Raw genomic sequence first — 20,180 nt, 5'->3', positions numbered from 1 at the left:
TGGGGATGCCCAAAATTGTTGATGCCGAAGCCCGGCGTGCAGAGATCGTTGAAGCGGTCTTCAGGATCATCGCCGTCGACGGCCTCGAGCGGGCGTCACTGCGGGAGGTGGCGGACGAAGCAGGCCTCGCCGTAGGCTCCGTCCGGCACTACTTCGCCGGCAGTGAAGAACTGCTCAGCCATTCCTTTGCTGCCGTTGTGGACCGGATCACGGGCCGGCTCATCGCGGCGTTGCCGGCTATGGCCGCCAGTAAACCCGGGACCGGCCCGCATCGCGAGGCGGTTTTAACCCTGTTGAGTGAATTTCTGCCGCTAGACGAGGAACGGGCCGTGGACGCCTGTGTGTGGATGGCCTTCAAGAACGCGGCCAGGATCCGCCCCTTCCTCGCGGCCGAGGCCGATCGGAGCCACCGGGAGGTGGCCGCCGTCGTCGGGCAGGTCATCACCGCCCTGGTACCGGACGACGGCGACGGGCAGCAGTCGCTGGCGGTCGAGGCGGAGAGGCTGCTGGCTACGCTGGACGGGCTGTGCATGCACGCCCTCCTGCAGCCCGCCTGGATGACGGCACAGATGTGCCATGACGTCCTGGACCGGCACCTGAAGAGCCTGGCCGCCTGACATTACCGTCCGGTGGCATCGGGAATAGACTGGGAGCCGGGGGAGCGGAACCGGCGGGTCAGGCCGGTACAGGCAGGCCACAGGAGGAGTAGGGATGCATCACACAGGTGGTTCCGGCTGGCAGATTACTACGGATACGTCCGGGCCTCTGATGATCGCGCTCTTTGTCCGTGATGCGGCAGGACTCGACGGCGCCGGCCACCCCGCGTTGTCGCATGCCGCGCCGAAGATCCGCCATGCCGACCACTCGCATCTCACCTCCGACGTCGGCGGGCTGAGCGCACTCAAGACCGAATGGGAAGCCTGGTGGGAGCAGCTGCTGAAGGCGCACCCTCAGACGTCACCGGAGCTGTCCCCGCCGGATTTTGGGGAATTCGGAAATTCCCCGGCCCTCCAGCGCGTCCTGCAGGCGCATTTCGGGTCCGCCCTGACCTGGGCACGGGAGCGCCGCAGTGAGTACGTCCGGCTGGAAGCAGAACGGGTGGCCAGCGGTTCGGACCAGCTGTTGGGCGACATGGTGGATGACCGCCTGCTGGAGGTCGGCCGGGGGGCACGGGACTTCACCCTGACCATCATCGAACTGCCTCTGAACGAACAGCGGGCGTGGTATTTGGAGCCGGACAAGATCATCATGAGCCATAACCTCATGTCCGCGCCGGAGCTCTTCCGCAGCTACGTCCAGCCCGTGGTGGACATCCTGGTCTGAGCGGCGCGGTCAGCATCCGGGCATCAGTACCGGGCCGTCAGCTGCCGGTGCCGGCCGGTGCCACCGTAATGCGGACCTGGCCAACGGGCGCGTCGGATTCCCGCCAGCCGCCCTGAACCTCCCGGTCCCAGCTCCGGCCGGCCACATCCACGCGCGTCACCGCCATGCCCTTGGCGTTGGCAACTGCCCACTGCGCCACGGACCAGGCCTGGGTGCCGTCAGCTGCCACCACGAGCGATTCATTTTCAGTGGTGATGGCGAGCGGCCCGTACGCCTGGGCTAGCTCGGACTCGACGGCGGCGGGGATGCCCGGTTCCTGCGGGGCACGCAAAGTGCACAGCACGGAGGCGGGCGTCTGGCCGGTCAGGCCGGACGCGAAGGACCGGCCCATATCTTCGTGTTGGGCGTAGGCGAGGGGGTAGGCCGAGCGCTGGACACGCTGGGCGGCGTCAGTGATTTCCAGGGACTCGTAGCCTGGAATTTTTACGAGGGCATCGTAGAAAGCATTGGCAGCGTAGTACGGGTCCATGACCTGGGTCTCGGATCCCCACCCCTGCGAGGGCCGTTGCTGGAAGAGTCCGCGGGAGTCAGGTCCGGCCTGGTCGCCATGGGCGATGTTGCGGAGCTTGGATTCCTGCATGGCGGTGGCAAGGGCGATGCTGGCTGCCCGGGGAGGCAGCCCACGCTGCACCGCCACCGCCGTAATCAGTGAGGCATTAACCGCCTGGTCCGTTGCAAGCTCAGCGCTCTGGGCCCCGACGTCGGCCGTGCAGCGCTCCGTGACCAGGGTTTCGGAGCGCTGCAGGAAGGAGACCGCTGTGTAGATACCGGCGCCCGCCAGCGCCAGGGTAAGCAGCAGCACGGTGGGGCGAACGAAACTGCGTCCACGTGCCACCGACGGGTCAGTTGGCGTGGAGGGCGTCGTTGAGTTCCACCGTCTGGCCCTTGCGCGGCAACACCTCGACGGCGCCGGTGGTGGAGTTGCGCCGGAACAGCAGGTTGGGGACGCCGGACAGCTCGGCTGCCTTCACGATCTTGGCTGTGTCCTCGCCATCCTGGTCCTTGGGCCCGGGAACGAGCACACGGGTTCCAGCGGTGACGTAGAGGCCTGCCTCCACCACGGAGTCATCGCCGACGCTGATGCCGACGCCGGAGTTGGCGCCGAGCAGGACGCGCTCACCGATGACGATCTTTTCCTTGCCGCCCCCGGAGAGGGTGCCCATGATCGACGCGCCGCCTCCCACGTCACTGCCGTCGCCGGCGACGACGCCGGCCGAGATGCGGCCTTCCACCATGGAGGCGCCCAGGGTGCCGGCGTTGAAGTTCACAAAGCCTTCGTGCATCACGGTGGTGCCTTCGGCGAGGTGGGCACCGAGGCGGACGCGGTCGGCGTCGGCGATCCGGACGCCGGCGGGCACCACGTAGTCCGCCATGCGGGGGAACTTGTCCACGCCGTAGACGGTGACGGCACCACGGCGGCGAAGCTTGGCGCGGGTCAGTTCGAAGCCTTCCACCGCGGCGGGGCCGAAGTTGGTCCACACCACGTTGGGGAGCTTGCCGAAGATGCCGTCCAAGTTGATCGTGTTGGGCCGGACCAGCCGGTGGGAGAGCAGGTGCAGCCGGAGGTATGCGTCGGCAGTGTCAGCCGGAGCTTCGTCAAGGTTGATCTGGACGAAGACCACCTTCTGCTCGGTCCCGCGGTCCGCGTCGGTGCCGCTGGCGGCGAGCTGGACCAGGGTTTCGTCCGCATTCTCCACAGCGCGAAGGTTCTGTGCCGCAACGCCAAGCGCGGGCGTGGGGAACCAGACGTCCAGGACGGTGGCCTGGGCATTTTCCTTGCCCGTGGCACTGGCGATGGTTGCCAGCCCGAAGCCGTAGGCGGAGCGGGCTTCGGAAGTTGCGTTCTGGTCGTTGGGCGCGGCGGAGGTAGCGGTCTCAGTCATGCCCCCAGTCTAGCGAGAGGCGGGCATCGGGTTCGAACTAGACTGGCAACGTGACTGCCGAGACCGCGCCTGAACCGACCACCTTTCCTTTGGACCTCCGCCAGGACGTGTCTGTGCTGACGGCCGCCCTGATGGACATCAACAGTGTCTCCGGGAATGAGACGGAACTGGCTGACGCCGTCGAAGTGGCGCTGCGGGCCATCCCGGAACTCCAGGTAGTCCGCGACGGTGACGCCATCATCGCGCGCACGGAACTCGGCAGGGCGGAACGCGTTATCCTCGCTGGACATCTGGATACCGTGCCGTTGCCGGTTGCTGAAGGCGCGCGCGGTACCGTACCGTCCACCTGGGATTCAGGCATCCCGGGGGAGGGCGTGCTCTACGGACGAGGAGCCACGGACATGAAGGGCGGCGTCGCCGTGCAGCTCGCGCTGGCGGCCACAATGTTCGACGGCGGCGCGGCGCCCCAGCGGGACGTCACCTTCGTGTTCTACGACCACGAGGAAGTGGAAGCGGTCAAGAGCGGACTGGGCCGCCTGGTCCGCAACCACGGCAGCCTCCTGGGCGGCGATTTTGCCATCCTCCTGGAGCCGACCCATGGCACCGTCGAGGGTGGCTGCAACGGCACGAGCCGCTTTGAGGCCACGACGGTGGGCGAGGCAGCACACTCTGCCCGTGCGTGGATGGGCAGCAACGCCATCCACGCAGCGGCACCCATCCTGGCCCGGCTGGCAGCCTACGAGCCGCGGACCATCAACGTGGACGGCCTCGACTACCGCGAGAGCCTCAACGCCGTGAAGATCAATGGCGGCACGGCCGGCAACGTCATCCCCGACCGCTGCGTCGTCGAAATCAACTACCGCTTCGCCCCCGACAAGACGCCGGACCAGGCGGAGGCGCATGTGCGCGAACTGTTGGCGGGCTTCGCTGTGGTCCGCACGGACGCCGCCGCCGGTGCGCGCCCGGGACTGAACCACCCGGCCGCCGCGTCCTTCGTGGCCGCCGTCGGAGCCGAGCCGAAACCGAAATACGGCTGGACCGACGTCGCGCGTTTCAGCGAACTGGGGATCCCGGCAGTGAACTTCGGCCCCGGCGATCCGCTGCTGGCCCACAAGGACAACGAGCACGTCGACGCCGACGCCATCCGGGAATGCCTGCGGGCACTTAGTAGCTGGCTCGCCACGTAGCCGCGGCGAAAGGTAAAAGAGCCAACAACAGGCTCCACACAAAAGGTCCGGACCCCCTGAAGGGTTCCGGACCTTTTGCGTGTGCGCGCGTGCTGCTATTTGCGTTCCGGCAAGTCCGGCAGTTCCGGTGCGACCACTGCGGTTGGCGCCGGAGCAACTCCACCGGCTGCCTTCTTGGAACCCCGGCGCTCGATCCAGATTGCGAGCCGGGAAACGCAGATGTTGATCACAATGTAGATGGCGGCAGCCACAAAGAAGATGGGGAACAGGAACGCGTTCCCGAGGAAGTCCGCCATGACCTGCACTGCACGCAGAAGTTCGCCGTACGCCACGATGTAGCCCAGGGAGGTGTCCTTCAGGAGCACCACGAGTTGGGCAACCAGCGACGGCATCATACGGCGGACAGCCTGCGGCAGCTCGATGAGCATCCGGGACTGGAAACTGGTCAGGCCGATGGTCAGGCCCGCCTCCCGCTGTCCCTTCGGCAGTGATTGGATGCCCGCCCGGATGATCTCCGCGAAAATAGCGGTGTTGTACAGGACCAGCCCGGCCACCACTGCGACGAAGGAACTCGTCCCGAACACCAGCAGGACGAAGAGCATCATCAGCACAACCGGCATGCCGCGCAGGAACTCCAGGACCACGCGGGCGGGAATCCGGATCCAGGCGACCAGCGAGATGCGCAGCAGGCAGAACATCAGGCCAAGGGGGAACGCGATCACTGCCGCGAGGGCGGCGGCGCTGAGCGTTGCGCCGAGGCCATTGGCGAGCAGCGTCCAGACATCGCCCCGGGTGAAGATCGCCCAGCGGCGACCTTCAAAAATGCCCTGCTGGGCGAGAGTCATGCCAATCCATGCCAGAAGTCCCAGGATCAGCACGGTTCCAACCACGGAACCAATCAGCGAGACCCGGCGCGCTTTGGGGCCGGGAACGTCGTAGAGGACTGAAGTCATCGGGCAATCGCCACCTTTCGTTCCACCGTGCTGGCAAGGATGCCCAGCGGAATGGTGAGGAGCAGATAGAAGAACGCTACGCCGAGCAGTACTGCCATGACCTGGTCACCGTTGGCGTTGGCCATTTGGCGGCCGTAGCCGAACAGTTCCAGGACAAAGAACGCGCCGGCGACGGACGAGTTCTTGACGAGGGCAATCAGGATGTTGATCAGCGGCGGGATCACGGTCCGCAGCGCCTGCGGCAGGATGATGAGATTCAGGACCTGGCCGAAGTTCATGCCGATGCTGCGCGCGGCCTCAGCCTGGCCGAGCGGGACGCTGTTAACGCCTGAGCGGACGGCTTCAGCGATGAAGGCCGCTGTATAGGCGCTGAGGGCGATGATCGCTGCGACCTCGAACTGCTGGAAGGTCACGCCGAGGCGGGGCAGGACGATCGCCGCGAAGAAGAAAGCAATGGTCAGTGGGGTGTTCCGGAGGATTTCCACGTAGACGGTGCTGAATCCCCGGAGGGCCGCAACGGGGGAAACGCGGGCTGCCGCCAGGAGTGTTCCGAGGATAAGGGCGATGATCCCGGAGACGACGGACAGGAAAAGGGTGCGGAGAAGGCCTTCCCAATAAAGGGGGAGGTTTTCAATGATGACTTCCATAGGATCCTTCGGCTCTGGGCGTAGGGGGTCAAAAAGCAGGCTGGCGGCTTCCGGGGAACGCGTTCAACGAATTCCCCGGAAGCCGCCGTTGCTACCTAGTAGCGGTTGATGGCGGGAAGTTCAGGGGCGGTCTTGATGACCGCACCCGCCGTTGCTTCCCAGGCCTTCTTGTAGGACCCGTCCTTGCCAAACGCCTCCAGCTGGTCATTGATCCAGTTGCGGAACTCGGTGTCGTCCTTCTTCAGGCCAATGCCGTACGGCTCTTTGGTGAAGGTTTGATCCGACGCCAGTTTGAAGGCATCCGGTTCCTTGTCCACAAAGCCGGCCAGGATCACGTTGTCCGTGGTGATCGCTTCGACCTGCTTGTTGCGCAGCGGCTCAAGGCAAGCGGAGTAAGTGGCTGCCGGTACGAGCTCGGCCTTGTACTTGTCCACGATCGTCGCGGCAGGGGTGGAACCGGTCACGGAGCAGACCTTCTTGCCTGCGACGTCCTCAGGCTTGGTGATGGACGTGTTGTCCTTGTTCACCATCAGCGCCTGGCCGGCCTCGTAGTACGGGCCCGCGAAGCTGACAACCTGCTTGCGCTTGTCATTGATGGTGTACGTGGCAATAACAAGGTCCACCTTGCCCTGCTCGATGAAGGGTTCGCGGTTGGCTGAGACAGTCTCTGACCATTCGATCTTGTCCGCAGCGATGCCCAGCTTGGCTGCGATCAGCTTGCCCATCTCGACGTCGAAGCCCACCGGCTTGCCGTCCAGGCCCACCTGGCCGAAGAGCGGCTGATCGTACTTGGTGCCGATCTTGATGGTGCCTGCGGCGGACAGCTTGGCCATGGTGGTGCCGGCGGCAAACGTCGGCTTGTCGGCAACAGTGGGATCGCTGGTGGTGCCGGGGGTGGTGCCGCCACATGCGCTCAGGGACAACGCCAGGGCAGCAGTAGCCGCCACGAAGAACGACTTCCGGCGGGTCATAAATGCCTTCATGACATTCCTTTCATTGATCGGCCGTGGGTCACGGCCTGGGTGCGAACTGGAGTGTGTGTTCGTTGATGGAAAATCAGTGGGTGAGCAGCTTGGACAGGAAGTCCTTCGCGCGGTCACTCTTCGGGTTGGTGAAGAATTCTTCCGGCTTGGCATCCTCCACGATCTGGCCATCCGCCATGAAAACCACACGGTCGGCGGCTTTCCGGGCGAAGCCCATTTCGTGCGTGACCACAACCATGGTCATGCCTTCCTTGGCCAGCTGGATCATGACGTCGAGGACCTCGTTGATCATCTCGGGGTCCAGCGCAGAGGTGGGCTCATCAAAGAGCATGACCTTTGGTTTCATCGCCAGGGCGCGGGCGATGGCCACCCGTTGCTGCTGGCCGCCGGAGAGCTGCGCCGGGAGTTTGGGGGCCTGGTGACCCACGCCCACGCGCTCCAGCAATGCCATGGCTTCCTTGTCGGCCTGGGCCTTGGCAACGCCTTTGACTTTGATGGGACCAAGCGTCACGTTCTCAAGGATGGTCTTGTGCGCGAAGAGGTTGAAGGACTGAAAGACCATCCCGACGTCGGCGCGGAGCTGGGCCAGTTCCTTCCCCTCCTCCGGCAACACCTTTCCATCAATGCTGATGGTGCCACCTTCGATGGTTTCCAGACGGTTGATGGCACGGCACAACGTGGACTTTCCTGAGCCTGACGGGCCAATAACCACCACCACTTCGCCCTTACGGACGTGGAGATTGATGTCCTTCAAAACGTGCAACTGACCGTAATGCTTATTCACACCATTCAGGGAGACGAGCGCATCGCCGGGCACATGAGTAGTCATAAAGAAGAATCTAGCGAACATTGGCTGGTTAGGAGGTGAATCACGCTAAGTTCGCGCGGATCGTGATTCAAGAGATACCTGCCACAGGCACGCTGGCGTTGGCATTAGCCTTGGGGGATGAGCATCAACGCAGATCCGGCCAAAACTTCCCAGCCGCGCCGTAAGGGGCCCCTTGAACTCCGTCGCAAGCAGGCGGCTGTGGAAATGTCCGACCAGCATTTGCTTGATACCAAAGGCGCAGGACAGTTCGTCCATTCAGACCCTTGGCGTGTCCTCCGGATCCAGAGCGAGTTCGTCGAGGGGTTCGGCGCGCTTGCCGATCTGGGGCCCGCCGTCAGTGTTTTCGGCTCGGCGCGCACCAAGCCCGGCAGCCCGTACTACGAAATGGGCATGGAAGTAGGCCGGAAGCTGGCAGCCGCGGGCGTGGCCGTCATCACCGGCGGCGGTCCGGGCTCCATGGAGGCCGCCAACCGCGGCACCGTGGAAGGCAACGGCGTGTCCGTCGGCCTGGGCATCGAATTGCCCTTCGAGCAGGGCCTGAACCAGTGGGTGGACCTCGGCATCAACTTCCGCTACTTCTTCGCCCGGAAGACCATGTTCGTCAAATATGCCCAGGGATTCATCGTTCTTCCCGGCGGCCTCGGGACATTGGATGAACTCTTTGAAGCCATGGTCCTGGTCCAGACCCGGAAGGTGACCTCCTTCCCGATCGTGCTCCTCGGCGTCGACTTCTGGGGGCCGATGATCGAATGGATCAAGGGCACCCTCGTGGCCGAGGGAATGGTCTCCGCAAAGGACCTGGACCTCATCCAGGTGGTGGACGATCCCGCCGAAGCGGTGCAACTGGTGCTGCACGGGACGCCCCCGGTTCCCACCAACGGCGAGCAACGGCCCGAATAGGCTGCCGGCCCATATCTGGCACGATGGGTGCTGTGAGTTTTTTCCTGGTCTACCTCGCCATCGTGCTGATCGCCGCCACCCTGTGGGCAGGCGCCGGTGGCCGCCGCGGCATTCTGCGCAGCCTCCGCCGGGGCAGTGAACCGGCCACGGGCGCCGAGGTCCCGGAGAATCCGATTCTCTACCCGGGGTTCGGGCAGCCGCCCGCCAACCTTCCGCCGGTGCTGCTGCCCGCGGACGCTGCACCTGCCGACGTCGACCGGGTCCGCTTCTCCCTCGGCCTGCGTGGGTACCGGATGGACCAGGTGGACCAGGTCCTCGACGAACTGCGGGACCAGATCGCGGCCAAAGACGAAGAAATGGGCAGGCTCCGGGCACGGCTGCTGGAAACGGAACGGGCGGCGCGCCCGGAGGCCGGCGTTTGAGCACTGACACGGGGGACCGGACGGGCCCGACGGCGTTGATCACCGCATTCGGCGCCCGCGCCATGTGGGCGGTCCAACGCTGGCCCTGGTGGCTGCAGGTTGCCGCCCTCTACGCCATTGCCCGGCTGGTCAGCGCCTGCATCTTTATGGCAGCCGCCCTGCACCAAGGGCCCAACCCGTGGTTTCCGGCCGTCCCTGACTACTGGAACTTCATCAATATCTGGGATGCGCGATGGTACGGCCGGATCGTCACCGACGGTTATCCCTCACCGCTTCCAACGGATGCCGCCGGCAACGTGCAGGAAAATGCGTGGGCCTTCTATCCGCTCTTCCCGGCCCTGGGCCGTGCGCTCGCAGGCCTGACCGGAATCAGCCCTGCCGCGGCGCTGACGGTCGTCGCCATGCTGGCGGGGTTGGGTGCGGCGCTGGTTTTGTACTGCCTGTTCAGGCACAAGGCTTCGCACACTGCGGCGCTTTGGGGCGTGGCATTCTTCGCGACCTTTCCGGTGTCCGCCATTCTCCAGGTCCCGTACGCGGAGCCGCTGACCGTTTTCCTGCTGGCCACCGCCCTGCTGCTCGTCATCAGGCGTCATTATTTCGTTGCCATGCCGGTGGTCCTGCTGCTGTGCCTCTCCCGACCCGTGGGCGTTCCCTTTGCCGCCATGGTGGGGCTTCTCTTCCTCTGGCGACTGGTCGAACGGGGGCGCGAGGAGCGGCCGGGCACCCACAGCCTCGGGGAGCTAGCCTCCCTGGCGGGCCTAACCGTGGTGTGCGGGGCCTCGGCACTGCTGTGGCCGGCAGCGGCCTGGGCCGCCACCGGAGATATTGAGGCGTATACCAAAACCGAAACAGTGTGGCGCGGCCGTGACCTGGTGCCCTTCAAGCCCTGGTTCGACGCCGGCGTCGACCTCTTTGGCCCCGTCCTGGGGATCGTGGCGCCATTCGTCTTTGCGGGCCTCTTTGCGCTCCTGCTGTTCTCCCCGCCGGTGGTCCGGCTTGGTGTGGAAATGCGCCTGTGGTGCGCCTGCTACATGGGCTACCTCCTGGTGTTCCTCCACCCCCAGACCAGTACTTTCCGGATGCTGCTCCCGCTGTTCCCGTTGGCCCTGGCTGCCGCGCTCTTGTCCCGGTCGAAGGCATACCGCGGCACGGTCCTGACAATGTTTGTCCTGCTCCAGATCGTGTGGATCGTCTGGCTGTGGGCTTGGGCGCAGCTTCCGGGAGGCGGCGATTATCCGCCGTGATCGCGGGCGGCGCCTGGCCGGTGGATTGGGGAATCCGACGCGGCCGTAAATGTCCATCGATTAGCTACGTGCGGGTCATTACGGGATAATAGTAAGTAAGCAGGGACAAAAAGCATTCAGAAATGTTCAGCCATGGCGGCATCAGTACGGGCCGCCATAGCGGCTTGATTTGACCATGCGGACACAGCCCATCCGGGCTGATATGTCCTGGGACTAAATGGAGGGGAAATTCCTCATGGCGGCTATGAAACCACGCACCGGCGACGGCCCTATGGAAGTCACCAAAGAGGGCCGCAGCCTGATCATGCGCGTACCGCTCGAAGGCGGCGGACGGCTTGTGGTGGAACTGAACGCTGCGGAGGCGGCCAACCTCAAGGAATGCCTCGTCGGCGTGACTGAATAATCCTGTTCGGCGTTGCCGAATAATCCCGCAGGGCCAGGGTCCGCAGCCAACCGGCTGCGGACCCTGGCTTATTTCCTGTGGATCTACTTCTTAACCGCGACCAGCAGGCCGTCGCCCGTGGGAAGCATCGCGGACGCCAGGCGGTCGTCGTCGCGGATTGCCTTGCCCACCTGGCGGAGCACCACCGTATTGGACTCCCGGACGGCCGGGTTGGCCACGCGGTCCTTGTCCAGTGCGTCATTGATGATGAGCAGCCCGCCGGCCTTCAGGAGCCGGACGGCCTGTTCCACGTAGCCGGGCAGGCCGGGCTTGTCGGCGTCGACAAACACCAGGTCATAAGCGGAGTCGGTCAGGCGCGGCAGGACATCCCCGGCGCGGCCGGAAATAGTACGGGTGCGGTTGGCCGGACTGCCGGCCTCCGAAAAGGCTTCACGTGCCGCCTTCAGATGTTCGACGTCCACGTCGATGGTGGTCAGCACGGCCTGCGGTCCGAGCCCCCGCAGGATGCAAACCCCCGAGACACCTGCGCCTGTGCCGATTTCGACGGCGGTCTGAGCCTTCGAACCCGCAGCCAACACCGTCAGGACCGCACCAACACCTGCGCCGATGGGCGTCACGCCCAGTTCGAAGGAGCGCTCCCTGGCACGAAGCATAACCTCATCCTCTGCGGGCAGATCTTCTGCATAGGACCAGCTCGTGGATTTGTCGGCGCTCATGTGATTCGCTTTCTGGGCGGCAGGGGAGTGTTTAGTACAGCCTACTGTGTGCGGGGGTGCCAGCCGCGGAAGGGAATCGTTGTGCCTCTGGCTGAAGAACCGCCCCGGTCAGGAAATTCCCAGCCAACTTTGAAATGATGGATGTCCGGTCATCCATGAGGTGATCGGCGCCGAACCAGAGATGTCAACAGTATCCGGGCGATAGCAATCCACGACGGGAGTGGACGATGTCAGCATCAGGTATGGCACCTGTCCCTGCGGCGCAAGATTCCGCCGCTATATGGATCAGGCCCACCTGGGAGGAAGTGGTGGCCAACCACTCCGCCAAGGTCTACCGGCTGGCGTACCGCCTGACGGGGAACAAGTTCGACGCCGAGGACCTCACCCAGGAGGTGTTCGTCCGCGTCTTCCGGTCACTGGAGAATTTCAAGCCGGGGACACTCGATGGCTGGCTGCACCGCATTACCACCAACCTGTTCCTGGACCAGGCGCGCCGGAAAACCCGCATTCGGTTTGACGCGCTGGCCGATGACGCCGAATCCCGGATCCCCGGGCGGGAGCCCGGACCAGAACAGAGCTTTGAACTGAACAACCTGGACCTCGATGTGCAGGCTGCTTTGGAAGAGCTGCCCCCGGACTTCCGCGCCGCCGTCGTGCTTTGCGACCTGGAAGGCCTGTCCTACGACGAAGTGGCCGCTGCCCTCGGCGTCAAACTGGGCACCGTCCGTTCCCGTATCCACCGGGGCCGGACCATGCTGCGCGAAAAGCTGGCCCACCGCGATCCCAGGCCTCAGCAAGGACGCAAGCCGAAGCTTTCGCTGCCGCGCATCGCCAGCATCCTCTGATCGGCACCATGACGCCCCGGAACCCATTCGGCCGCCGGCATCACCGCGGTGCCGACCATGTGCAGACCTGCGCAGAATGTGCAGCGGCGCTGAAGCGTGAACGCCAGTACATCGAGCGGCTCCGTGACGCGGCCGTGCCGCCTGCCAGCGAGGACCTGACGGCCCGGCTGCTGGTCAGGACGCAGCTGCTGGCGGCAGCGGCCGAGCCAGCCCCGAGCCAGTACCGGGCTGCGAGGGTCCTGGCACTCGCAGCCGGCGGGACAGCCGCAGCCGCTGGAATTCTTGCCGTCAGCGCGTTTGCGCTGGCGGGGGACAGCCTGCCTGTCGCCCAAACGGCCATCAGCGGGAGCCTGGTGCAGCATACGGCCCAGCTACCGGCCGACGGCAGGGAGATCAGTGCTCCGCAATTGTTGGCCCTACGCTCTGAAGGCTGGGTCTGTCCGGAACTGGCGTCACTCGGCTTCCACGTCCGGAGCGCCAATGCCATAACGCTGAATGGGCGGCCGGCGGTGGAAATGCACCTGACCGATGGGCAACACTATGCAACCATCGTGGAACAGCATCCCGCGGACGCCGAGAAGCAGTCGGGTCAGGACGCCCAGCAGAACTCCGAACAGATCGCCGGTCAGAACAAGGGGAAGCTGCTGGTCAGCAGGCAGGCGCCCTGGACGGCTACCGTAGAGACCTCGGCAGGCATTTTCACGGTTGAGTCCGACCTCCCGGCGGAGCAGGCTGATGACGCCGTTCCAGTGCTGCAGCGGCTCAGCGTCCTCGCCGTAGAAGGAATCAACGCTGGTGTCAGCACGGCGCCTGCCGACTCCCCGACGACCGCAGCGGACGACTCTCCCGGGGCCCGGTTGGAGCGGGGAATCCGCAAACTCGGGGAGATGCTGGCTCCCTGATGCAGGCACTTTGCGACGCTGGCGGGCAGGAATCGTCAGCGGGGCTCCTGAGAGGGTAATCTTCCTAAAGTGTTTGGAATCAACGGCCCGGAGTTCTTCCTCCTGCTGATCATCGGCATTCTGGTGATCGGTCCGCAGCGCCTGCCCGAATACACCCAGAAACTTGCGAATCTCGTGAAGGAAGTCCGCCGGATGGCCTCCGGTGCCCGGGAGCAGATCAAGGAAGAAGTCGGCATCGACATCGACGATGTCGACTGGAAGAAATACGATCCCCGCCAGTACGATCCGCGGCGCATCATCAAGGAAGCCCTCCTCGACGACGACACCAAGTCCGTCAGTGCTGGAGCGCCAGCAGCGGTGGCTGCGGTTGCCGGTGCAGGGGCGGTTGCCACAGGAGGGACGGCTCCCTCCCGTCCGGAACGTGTAGTCCAGTCGCTGCCTCCGGGCGAACCCGCCCCGTTCGATACCGAAGCCACCTAGGCCCCCGTCGCCTCTGGTGGGCAACGCTGCGTTAACGCGGCTGCAGGCCCAGTTTTATCCCTGTCAGGCCCCTGGGCCTGGCAGCAAGTTTTCCGGCGATTTCGGTCAAAGCAATGGCCGCCGGAGTTTCTGGCCGGCCAAGCACGATGGGCGTGCCGGCGTCGCCGCCTTCCCGCAGCAGGATGTCCAGCGGAATCTGTCCCAGGAGCGGCACATCGGTGCCCACCGTCGTCGTGAGCCGTTCGGCGAGGACCGCCCCACCGCCGCTGCCGAACAGCTCCATCCTCTCGCCGTCGGGCATTTCCAGGTATGACATGTTCTCGATAACGCCGGCCACCGTCTGACCTGTCTGGGTGGCGATGGCACCGGCGCGCTCGGCGACGTCGGCAGCTGCGGCCTGGGGCGTGGTGACCACCAGGATCTCAGCCTTCGGCAGCAACTGGGCCACCGAAATCGCGATGTCACCGGTGCCGGGAGGCAGGTCGAGGAACAGGGCGTCGAGGTCGCCGAAGTAGACGTCCGTCAGGAACTGTTCCAGGGCCCGGTGGAGCATCGGCCCACGCCAGGCAACCGGCTGGTTTCCGGCGACGAACATGCCGATGGAAATCACTTTTACGCCGTAGGCCACCGGCGGCAGGATCATGTCGTCCACCCGGGTGGGCGCCTGCGTGATGCCCATCAGGGCCGGAACCGAGAAGCCATGGACGTCGGCGTCCACAATGCCCACACGGAGGCCTTGGGCGGCCAGGGCGCAGGCAAGGTTGACGGTCAGCGATGACTTGCCCACACCACCCTTGCCGCTTGCCACCGCGAACACCTTGGTCAGGGACCCCGGCTCGTTGAACGGAATCCCGCGCTGCCCGGAGGCGCCGCGGAGCTGTTCCTTCAGGGCGTCCCGCTGGGCCTGGTTCATCACTTTCAGTTCAACCTCGACGGCGGTCACGCCCGGAACTGCGGACAGCGCCTTCTCGGAGTCTGCGGTAATGGTCCCGCGCAGGGGGCAGCCCGCGATGGTCAGCAGGACAGCCAGCCTGACCCGGCCGTCCGCAGCGACATCCACAGACTCCACCATGCCCAGTTCCGTGATGGGACGGCGGAGCTCAGGATCGATCACGGTGGCCAGCGCAGCGTGGACTGCCTGCTCCAGGGAGGCGCTCATGCGGGCGGGGCTCAGCTTTCGGTGGTGGGGATGTGCTTGGGGACGGCCGGGTCCTGGATTGCGGGGTCGGTAGCGGCCGTGTCCTTGGCGACGGTGTCGTAGGCGACATGGCTGGGTTTGACCTTGGGAATCTGCTGCGTGCGGGGGTTCCGCTGTTTGTCGCGCTTTTCCTTCAGCTTTTCCTTGACCTTCTCACGCGGGGACTCATGGCTGCCGGATCCGGCGGGATCGTGGGACCGCAGTTCCTCCTGCGCTTCCAGCATGTCCTCGAGGAGTGTCCGTAGTTCGGCCCGGACGTAGTCGCGGGTGGCAACCTCGCGCAGCGCGATCCTCAGCGACGCCAGCTCCCGGGTGAGGTACTCGGTGTCGGCCAGGTTGCGTGCCGCCTGTTGGCGATCCTGCTGGAGGGAGACCCGGTCGCGGTCGTCCTGCCGGTTCTGGGCCAGCAGCAGCAGCGGGGCCGCGTAGGAGGCCTGCAGGGAAAGCATGAGTGTCAGGAGGGTGTAGCCCAGGAGGCGCGAATCGAACTGCCACTCCGCCGGTGCCCACGTGTTCCAGACCAGCCAGATGACGACGAAGACCGTCATATAGACCAGGAACTGCGGCGTGCCCATAAACCGGGCGAAGCCTTCCGTCGCATGGCCGAATGCATCCGGGTCCGGTGAGAACTTCGGCAGGATGCGCTGGCGGCCACTTAGGGGTGTGTCGAGTCCGCCCTTGGCAGCCGCCTTCTTATTGGGATTCTTGGGGGCGCCGGTGTCAGCCAATGCGGCCTCCCAGTTTTCTTATCGGGGCTTCGCCATCATAGGCGCGCCAGTCATCCGGCAACAGATGATCCAAAACGTCATCAACAGTCACCGCCCCCACGAGCCGGCCTGCGTCATTGACCACGGGAAGACAGTTCAGGTTGTAGGTGGCGAGGGTGCGCGCCACCTCGCTGATGTGGGCCTGGTCGGAGACCGGCTCAAGGTTCTTGTCCACGAGGTTGCCCAGGGGTTCCGGCGGCGGGTAGCGGAGCAGTTGCTGGATGTGCACAACGCCCAGGAACCGTCCCGTGGGGGTTTCCAACGGGGGCCGGGTGATGAAGATGGACGAGGCGAGGGCGGGGGAGAGTTCCTCACGGCGGACGTGGGCCAGTGCCTCGGCGACGGTTGCCTCCGGGGGGAGGATCACCGGAACAGGCGTCATCAGGCCACCGGCGGTGTCCTCGTCGTATTCGAGGAGCCGCCTGACGTCCTCGGCGCCTTCGGGTTCCATGAGGCGGAGAAGCTCCTCCGCCTGTGCAGAAGGGAGTTCGGCGAGGAGGTCGGCGGCGTCGTCGGGGTCCATTTCCTCCAGGACGTCCGCCGCGCGTTCGACGTCGAGGGCGGAGAGGATCTCCACCTGGTCGTCTTCGGGCATTTCCTGCAGCACGTCGGCCAGGCGTTCGTCCTGGAGTTCGCTGGCCACTTCGAAGCGGCGTTTGTCGCTCATTTCCTGCAGGGCCTCGGCGAAGTCTGCGGGTTTGAGGTCCTCGTGGTTGGCCACGAACTGGGTGGCTGCCTGGGGTTCGGTGCGGGCACCTTGGAGGGCGTCGGCCCAGTCGATGATCATGGTCTCGTTCCGGCGCAGCCGGCTGAGCGGGGACAAGGAGTGGCCCCGGCGGACGAACAGCTTGCTCACGAACCAGTCGCGGGACCGGTGCTGGTCCATGGCGATGTCCTCGATGGTGGCGTCGCCGCTGCCGTCCCGGAGAGTGACGCGGCGGTCGAACATTTCCGCGACCACCAGCGTCTCGGCGCCGCGCTGCTCAAAGCGCCGAAGGTTGACCAGGCCCGTACAGATGATCTGTGTCTGGTCGATGGAGGTAATACGTGTCATCGGCACAAAGACGCGCTTTTTGCCGGGAACTTCGACGACGATGCCCACCACGTGCGGGGCGCCGCGGCTGCCACGCGAGAGCACCACCACATCGCGCAACCTGCCCAGGCGGTCGCCCAAAGGGTCGAAGACGTCAAGACCCAGCAGGCGGGCCACGAAGACGCGCGAAAGATTTGTGCTCACGTCTACAGGCTACCGAGTCTGCTCTCTTTTAGCTGAATTTACAGGCGGCATACATGCTGATGGGCAAGAATGGGTGTATGTCAAACATTTTTGGTGCTCCCAAGGCCGGTGGCCCCAGTGGGCCCGACGATGCCCGCACGGTGCCCACCGGTGACACCGTAGGCTCGTACACCTCTTACTTGGATGCCCAGAAGGCGGTGGACTACCTCGCCGACCAGCAGTTCCCGGTCCAGATGGTTTCCATCGTGGGCAACGAACTTAAGATGGTTGAGCGGGTGACCGGCCGCCTCAGCTACCCTCGGGTGGCTCTCTCCGGGGCGCTCAGCGGTATGTGGTTCGGCCTCTTCGTGGGCGTCATGCTTTCCTTCTTCGCACCATCGCCCGGCTATTTCTCCATCCTGGCGTCTGTGCTGATGGGGGCTGCCTTCTTTATGCTGTTCGGCATCGTCACCTATGCCATGCAGCGCGGAAAGCGGGATTTCACCTCCACCAGCCAGGTGGTGGCCACCAGCTACGACGTTGTGGTATCGGTGGAAGCTGCCCATGATGCGCGCCGGCTGCTCCAGCAACTGCCCATGACCCGCTCGGACGCAGCAGCCGCCCCATACAATCCCCAGGGCTACCAGAACCAGCAGTACGGCCAGACGGGTCAGCCGGGCCAGACGGGTCAGCAGCCCGGCCAGCCGGGCCAGACGGGCCAGACGGGTCAGCAGCCCGGCCAGCCCGGCCAGCCGGGCCAGACGGGCCAGACGGGCCAGCAGCCCGGCCAGCCGGGCAATCAGCCTGGTCAGGGACCCGCACGCCCTGCCAGTTGGAATGACCCCTACGGACAGCAGGGTGCCGGTAGGTCGGGCCAAGGGACAGCCCAAGGCGTGGGCCAGGCTGCCGGCCCGGACCAGGGCACGCAGCCGGAGGCAGCGGCCCAGCCGGCGAAGGCTCCCGCTGCCGCCGTCCGCTACCCGGACCTCCCTGACGGCCGGCCGCAGTACGGCGTCCGTGTCTCAGACCAGGCCACCACAGGCCAGCCCGGCACCGAACAGCCCGGCACAGAACAGACCGGCTCAGAGCAGCCCGCCGCAGATCGGTCCCGGGCGCACTCCCAGCCTGACTCCTCCAAGGACTCCGGCGAATCCACACCCTAAGCGGCGCCGCCGGAGGCCAGATTGACCCACGGCCAGATTGACCCACGGCCCGAGGGACAAGGCCCGCAATAAACAAACAACTCCGACCGGAACAGCAATGCTGTATCGGGCGGAGTTGTCTGTTATTCGAAGCTGTCTTACTTGACGCTGCCGGCTGTCAAGCCGCCAACGAGGTATTTCTGGAACATGAAGTACAGCACCACCACAGGGACGGCACAAACCAGCGAAGCTGCCATCAACTGCGAGTACACGGGGATTGCTCCGCCCTCGACCGCGGACGCGAACACCTGCAGCGCAACTGCGGCTGTGTGCGTGTCCGGGCGGGTGAATACCGACGCGAACAGCACGTCATTCCAGCCCAGCAGGAAGGCGAAAATCGCGGAAACGATGATTCCGGGCCAGCTGAGCGGAATGATGATCCGGAACAGGATCCCGAGGTTTGAGGCGCCGTCAATGCGCGCCGCTTCCTCCAGTTCCCGCGGCAGACCGCGGAGGTAGGTGACCATCACCCAGGTTGAGAACGGCAGCGCGAACGTCAGGTAGGCGATAAACAGGCCCCAGAGCGTGCCGATGACGGTCACGCCCAAATAGGTGCCGGCGGAGGAGAAGAGCACAAAGACCGGCAGGAGCATCAGGGTTCCCGGGACGGACTGGAGACCCAGCAGCCCTCGCAGCACCGTCAGGCGCCCGCGGAACTCAAACCGGACCAGCACGTAGGCCGTGCCGATAGCCATAATGGCCGAGACGACTGCCGTGGCCCCGGAAACTATCAGGCTGTTGCCGATGGCTTTCGCCAGCCCCACGGAATCCCAGATCTTGGTGTAGCTGTCCAAAGAGAAGCTGCTCGGCCAGAACTCGCCGCTGGCGACTCCCACATCCGTGTTCAGCGAGGCCAGGAAGATATACACGATCGGGATGAGGACCAAGGCGCAGAGCAGGACAGTCAGGGTGGCCAGCAGTGGCCTCGGCATAAGGCGTGTGACCTCCAGGGCCGCGTCACGCCGGATGGGCTGCTTCTTCTGCTGCTCGATCGGGTTTGCCGCGTCGATGGTCATTTCTTTCCTCCTTCGTGCACATCAAGCCGGACTGCGCGCAGGTAGATGAAGAGCGGAATGGCGATCAGGATCAGCGAAACGACCGCCATGGCGGCGCTGAGGCCAAACCGGAAGCTCTGGAAGCTGGTGACGTAAACCAGGATCGGCAGCACATTCACATCCGATGGTGCCGGCGCACCAAACAGGACATAGGGCAGAGTGAAGTTGTTGATGTGGTTCAAGGTAGCAAGCAGGAAGGCGAGCGAAACCGGTCCCTTCAGGTAAGGGAAGATCACGTACCGCAGCTTGTTCCACCACAGTGCCCCGTCCAGGGCCGACGCCTCGTGGACCTCGTGGTCCACTGCCTGCAGGCCGGATAGCGCCAGCAGGTAGATGAACGGCCAGGCCGCCCAGATTTCCACCCACACCAGGGTCCAGTACGCGTTCGGACCGTTAAGCCATAATCCGCCATCCATTCCCATGTTGGTCAGCGTCACATTCACGATTCCATCCGGCTGCAGCATGGTCCGCCACACGCTGGCAACCACAAACGACGGCAGGACGTAGGGGATCAGGAAGACGGACCGCACCACGGCACGGCCGCGGTAGGCGTTCTGGGTGACGACGGCGGCGGCCACGCCCAGGGGTATGGTCACCACCGTGGAAATCACCGCGAAGGAAACAGAAAGCCAGATGGAGCGAAGCAATTCGCTGCTGACCGCCGCTTCAATGAAATTCTGGATGCCAATGAATTCGGCACTGACCCATTGGCGAAGGGTGTACTGATCCAGATCGATCAGTGACATCCAGATGCCCATGGCCAGGGGGACGAGGATGACAATCGTCATCAGCAGTCCGCCGGGAATCAGGAGCCAAAGAGGCCGGTTCCTCTCGCTGAGCCCCTTTCGTCGCTTCCCAGGGGGTGTGGTTTCGCCGGGTCCGGCGGCCGCCCCGGCCACCGGACTGCTGTCCGACGGCCGGGGCTCGGTAACGCTGCTAGCCATTTTCCGTAACCTTCCGCAGTT

General features: G+C 64.8%; 23 protein-coding genes. 11 read left to right on the top strand and 12 right to left on the bottom strand.

Annotation, left to right across the window (positions count from 1 at the left end):
• Window positions 1-5 precede the first annotated feature (5 nt).
• Together NG701_RS11195 and NG701_RS11190 are read left to right on the top strand one after the other, a co-directional pair.
• Window positions 6-617, top strand: a complete 612-nt coding sequence (locus NG701_RS11195; RefSeq protein WP_252567437.1) for a TetR/AcrR family transcriptional regulator — start codon at window positions 6-8, stop codon at window positions 615-617.
• A gap of 94 nt (window positions 618-711) precedes the next feature.
• Window positions 712-1,323: a hypothetical protein gene (locus NG701_RS11190; RefSeq protein WP_252567436.1), complete on the top strand. Its 612-nt coding sequence runs from the start codon at window positions 712-714 to the stop codon at window positions 1,321-1,323.
• Window positions 1,324-1,360: 37 nt separating this feature from the next.
• Here NG701_RS11190 and NG701_RS11185 read toward each other — a convergent pair whose 3' ends face one another.
• Both NG701_RS11185 and dapD read right to left on the bottom strand, forming a co-directional pair.
• Entirely contained in the window at window positions 1,361-2,218 is an 858-nt protein-coding gene (locus tag NG701_RS11185) for a transglycosylase SLT domain-containing protein (protein ID WP_374208681.1), read from the bottom strand.
• Window positions 2,219-2,225: 7 nt separating this feature from the next.
• Window positions 2,226-3,266, bottom strand: a complete 1,041-nt coding sequence (dapD, locus tag NG701_RS11180; RefSeq protein WP_252567432.1) for a 2,3,4,5-tetrahydropyridine-2,6-dicarboxylate N-succinyltransferase — start codon at window positions 3,264-3,266, stop codon at window positions 2,226-2,228.
• A 50-nt stretch (window positions 3,267-3,316) separates the two neighbouring features.
• Between dapD and dapE the strand changes: the two genes are divergently transcribed.
• The gene (dapE, locus tag NG701_RS11175) at window positions 3,317-4,453 is read left to right on the top strand and encodes a succinyl-diaminopimelate desuccinylase (protein ID WP_252567430.1); all 1,137 of its coding nucleotides are present in this window, start codon (window positions 3,317-3,319) and stop codon (window positions 4,451-4,453) included.
• A gap of 95 nt (window positions 4,454-4,548) precedes the next feature.
• Here the strand turns inward: dapE and NG701_RS11170 are convergent, their stop codons facing one another.
• The 4 genes from NG701_RS11170 to NG701_RS11155 form a co-directional block, all read right to left on the bottom strand.
• Window positions 4,549-5,406 carry an amino acid ABC transporter permease gene (locus tag NG701_RS11170; RefSeq protein ID WP_252567428.1) on the bottom strand — a complete coding sequence of 286 codons (858 nt, stop codon included), beginning with the start codon at window positions 5,404-5,406 and terminating at the stop codon, window positions 4,549-4,551.
• Window positions 5,403-6,053, bottom strand: coding sequence for an amino acid ABC transporter permease (locus tag NG701_RS11165; RefSeq protein ID WP_056343998.1), 651 nt, complete (start codon window positions 6,051-6,053; stop codon window positions 5,403-5,405). The genes NG701_RS11170 and NG701_RS11165 overlap by 4 nt, the downstream gene beginning before the upstream one ends.
• Before the next feature lie 95 nt (window positions 6,054-6,148).
• Window positions 6,149-7,036: a glutamate ABC transporter substrate-binding protein gene (locus NG701_RS11160; protein ID WP_252567427.1), complete on the bottom strand. Its 888-nt coding sequence runs from the start codon at window positions 7,034-7,036 to the stop codon at window positions 6,149-6,151.
• Between the two features lie 73 nt (window positions 7,037-7,109).
• Window positions 7,110-7,865 (bottom strand): amino acid ABC transporter ATP-binding protein, encoded by a 756-nt coding sequence (locus NG701_RS11155; RefSeq protein ID WP_104062136.1) that lies wholly within the window; start codon window positions 7,863-7,865, stop codon window positions 7,110-7,112.
• A 117-nt stretch (window positions 7,866-7,982) separates the two neighbouring features.
• Between NG701_RS11155 and NG701_RS11150 the strand changes: the two genes are divergently transcribed.
• From NG701_RS11150 to NG701_RS11135, 4 genes are all read left to right on the top strand, one after another.
• Window positions 7,983-8,765 carry an LOG family protein gene (locus tag NG701_RS11150; protein ID WP_252567425.1) on the top strand — a complete coding sequence of 261 codons (783 nt, stop codon included), beginning with the start codon at window positions 7,983-7,985 and terminating at the stop codon, window positions 8,763-8,765.
• Window positions 8,766-8,788: 23 nt separating this feature from the next.
• Window positions 8,789-9,187, top strand: coding sequence for a DivIVA domain-containing protein (locus tag NG701_RS11145; protein ID WP_252567423.1), 399 nt, complete (start codon window positions 8,789-8,791; stop codon window positions 9,185-9,187).
• A 62-nt stretch (window positions 9,188-9,249) separates the two neighbouring features.
• Window positions 9,250-10,431 (top strand): putative hexosyltransferase, encoded by a 1,182-nt coding sequence (locus NG701_RS11140; protein WP_252567660.1) that lies wholly within the window; start codon window positions 9,250-9,252, stop codon window positions 10,429-10,431.
• A gap of 235 nt (window positions 10,432-10,666) precedes the next feature.
• Window positions 10,667-10,834, top strand: a complete 168-nt coding sequence (locus NG701_RS11135; protein WP_009357720.1) for a DUF3117 domain-containing protein — start codon at window positions 10,667-10,669, stop codon at window positions 10,832-10,834.
• An 83-nt stretch (window positions 10,835-10,917) separates the two neighbouring features.
• Here the strand turns inward: NG701_RS11135 and NG701_RS11130 are convergent, their stop codons facing one another.
• Complete coding sequence (locus NG701_RS11130; RefSeq protein ID WP_056343985.1) at window positions 10,918-11,550, bottom strand: O-methyltransferase; 633 nt, start codon at window positions 11,548-11,550, stop codon at window positions 10,918-10,920.
• A 227-nt stretch (window positions 11,551-11,777) separates the two neighbouring features.
• On the opposite strand from NG701_RS11130, the gene sigE reads away from it, so the two are divergent.
• From sigE to NG701_RS11115, 3 genes are all read left to right on the top strand, one after another.
• The gene (gene sigE / locus NG701_RS11125) at window positions 11,778-12,395 is read left to right on the top strand and encodes an RNA polymerase sigma factor SigE (protein WP_252567421.1); all 618 of its coding nucleotides are present in this window, start codon (window positions 11,778-11,780) and stop codon (window positions 12,393-12,395) included.
• An 8-nt stretch (window positions 12,396-12,403) separates the two neighbouring features.
• Window positions 12,404-13,297, top strand: a complete 894-nt coding sequence (locus NG701_RS11120) for an anti-sigma factor (protein ID WP_252567419.1) — start codon at window positions 12,404-12,406, stop codon at window positions 13,295-13,297.
• Window positions 13,298-13,366: 69 nt separating this feature from the next.
• Entirely contained in the window at window positions 13,367-13,777 is a 411-nt protein-coding gene (locus tag NG701_RS11115; protein WP_252567417.1) for a twin-arginine translocase TatA/TatE family subunit, read from the top strand.
• Between the two features lie 31 nt (window positions 13,778-13,808).
• Here the strand turns inward: NG701_RS11115 and NG701_RS11110 are convergent, their stop codons facing one another.
• The 3 genes from NG701_RS11110 to NG701_RS11100 are packed head-to-tail and all read right to left on the bottom strand — an operon-like array spanning window position 13,809 to window position 16,979.
• A complete protein-coding gene (locus NG701_RS11110; RefSeq protein ID WP_252567415.1) occupies window positions 13,809-14,936 on the bottom strand; it encodes an Mrp/NBP35 family ATP-binding protein in 1,128 nt (375 codons plus the stop codon).
• Window positions 14,937-14,947: 11 nt separating this feature from the next.
• On the bottom strand, window positions 14,948-15,703 hold the full coding sequence (locus tag NG701_RS11105) for a DUF1003 domain-containing protein (protein ID WP_252567413.1): 756 nt from the start codon (window positions 15,701-15,703) through the stop codon (window positions 14,948-14,950).
• Window positions 15,696-16,979, bottom strand: a complete 1,284-nt coding sequence (locus tag NG701_RS11100; RefSeq protein ID WP_056343970.1) for a magnesium transporter MgtE N-terminal domain-containing protein — start codon at window positions 16,977-16,979, stop codon at window positions 15,696-15,698. Before NG701_RS11100 ends, NG701_RS11105 begins: the two co-directional genes overlap by 8 nt.
• Before the next feature lie 77 nt (window positions 16,980-17,056).
• On the opposite strand from NG701_RS11100, the gene NG701_RS11095 reads away from it, so the two are divergent.
• Window positions 17,057-18,121 (top strand): YflT domain-containing protein, encoded by a 1,065-nt coding sequence (locus NG701_RS11095; RefSeq protein ID WP_252567411.1) that lies wholly within the window; start codon window positions 17,057-17,059, stop codon window positions 18,119-18,121.
• A 137-nt stretch (window positions 18,122-18,258) separates the two neighbouring features.
• On the opposite strand, the gene NG701_RS11090 is transcribed toward NG701_RS11095, so the two are convergent.
• Both NG701_RS11090 and NG701_RS11085 read right to left on the bottom strand, forming a co-directional pair.
• Window positions 18,259-19,092 (bottom strand): carbohydrate ABC transporter permease, encoded by an 834-nt coding sequence (locus NG701_RS11090; protein WP_252567658.1) that lies wholly within the window; start codon window positions 19,090-19,092, stop codon window positions 18,259-18,261.
• Between the two features lie 80 nt (window positions 19,093-19,172).
• Window positions 19,173-20,159, bottom strand: a complete 987-nt coding sequence (locus tag NG701_RS11085) for a carbohydrate ABC transporter permease (protein ID WP_252567409.1) — start codon at window positions 20,157-20,159, stop codon at window positions 19,173-19,175.
• Window positions 20,160-20,180 lie beyond the last annotated feature (21 nt).

The sequence above is a fragment of the Pseudarthrobacter cellobiosi genome (assembly GCF_023913815.1).
GTDB lineage: Bacteria > Actinomycetota > Actinomycetes > Actinomycetales > Micrococcaceae > Arthrobacter > Arthrobacter cellobiosi.
This window is presented reverse-complemented; position numbering and strand designations above follow the sequence as displayed.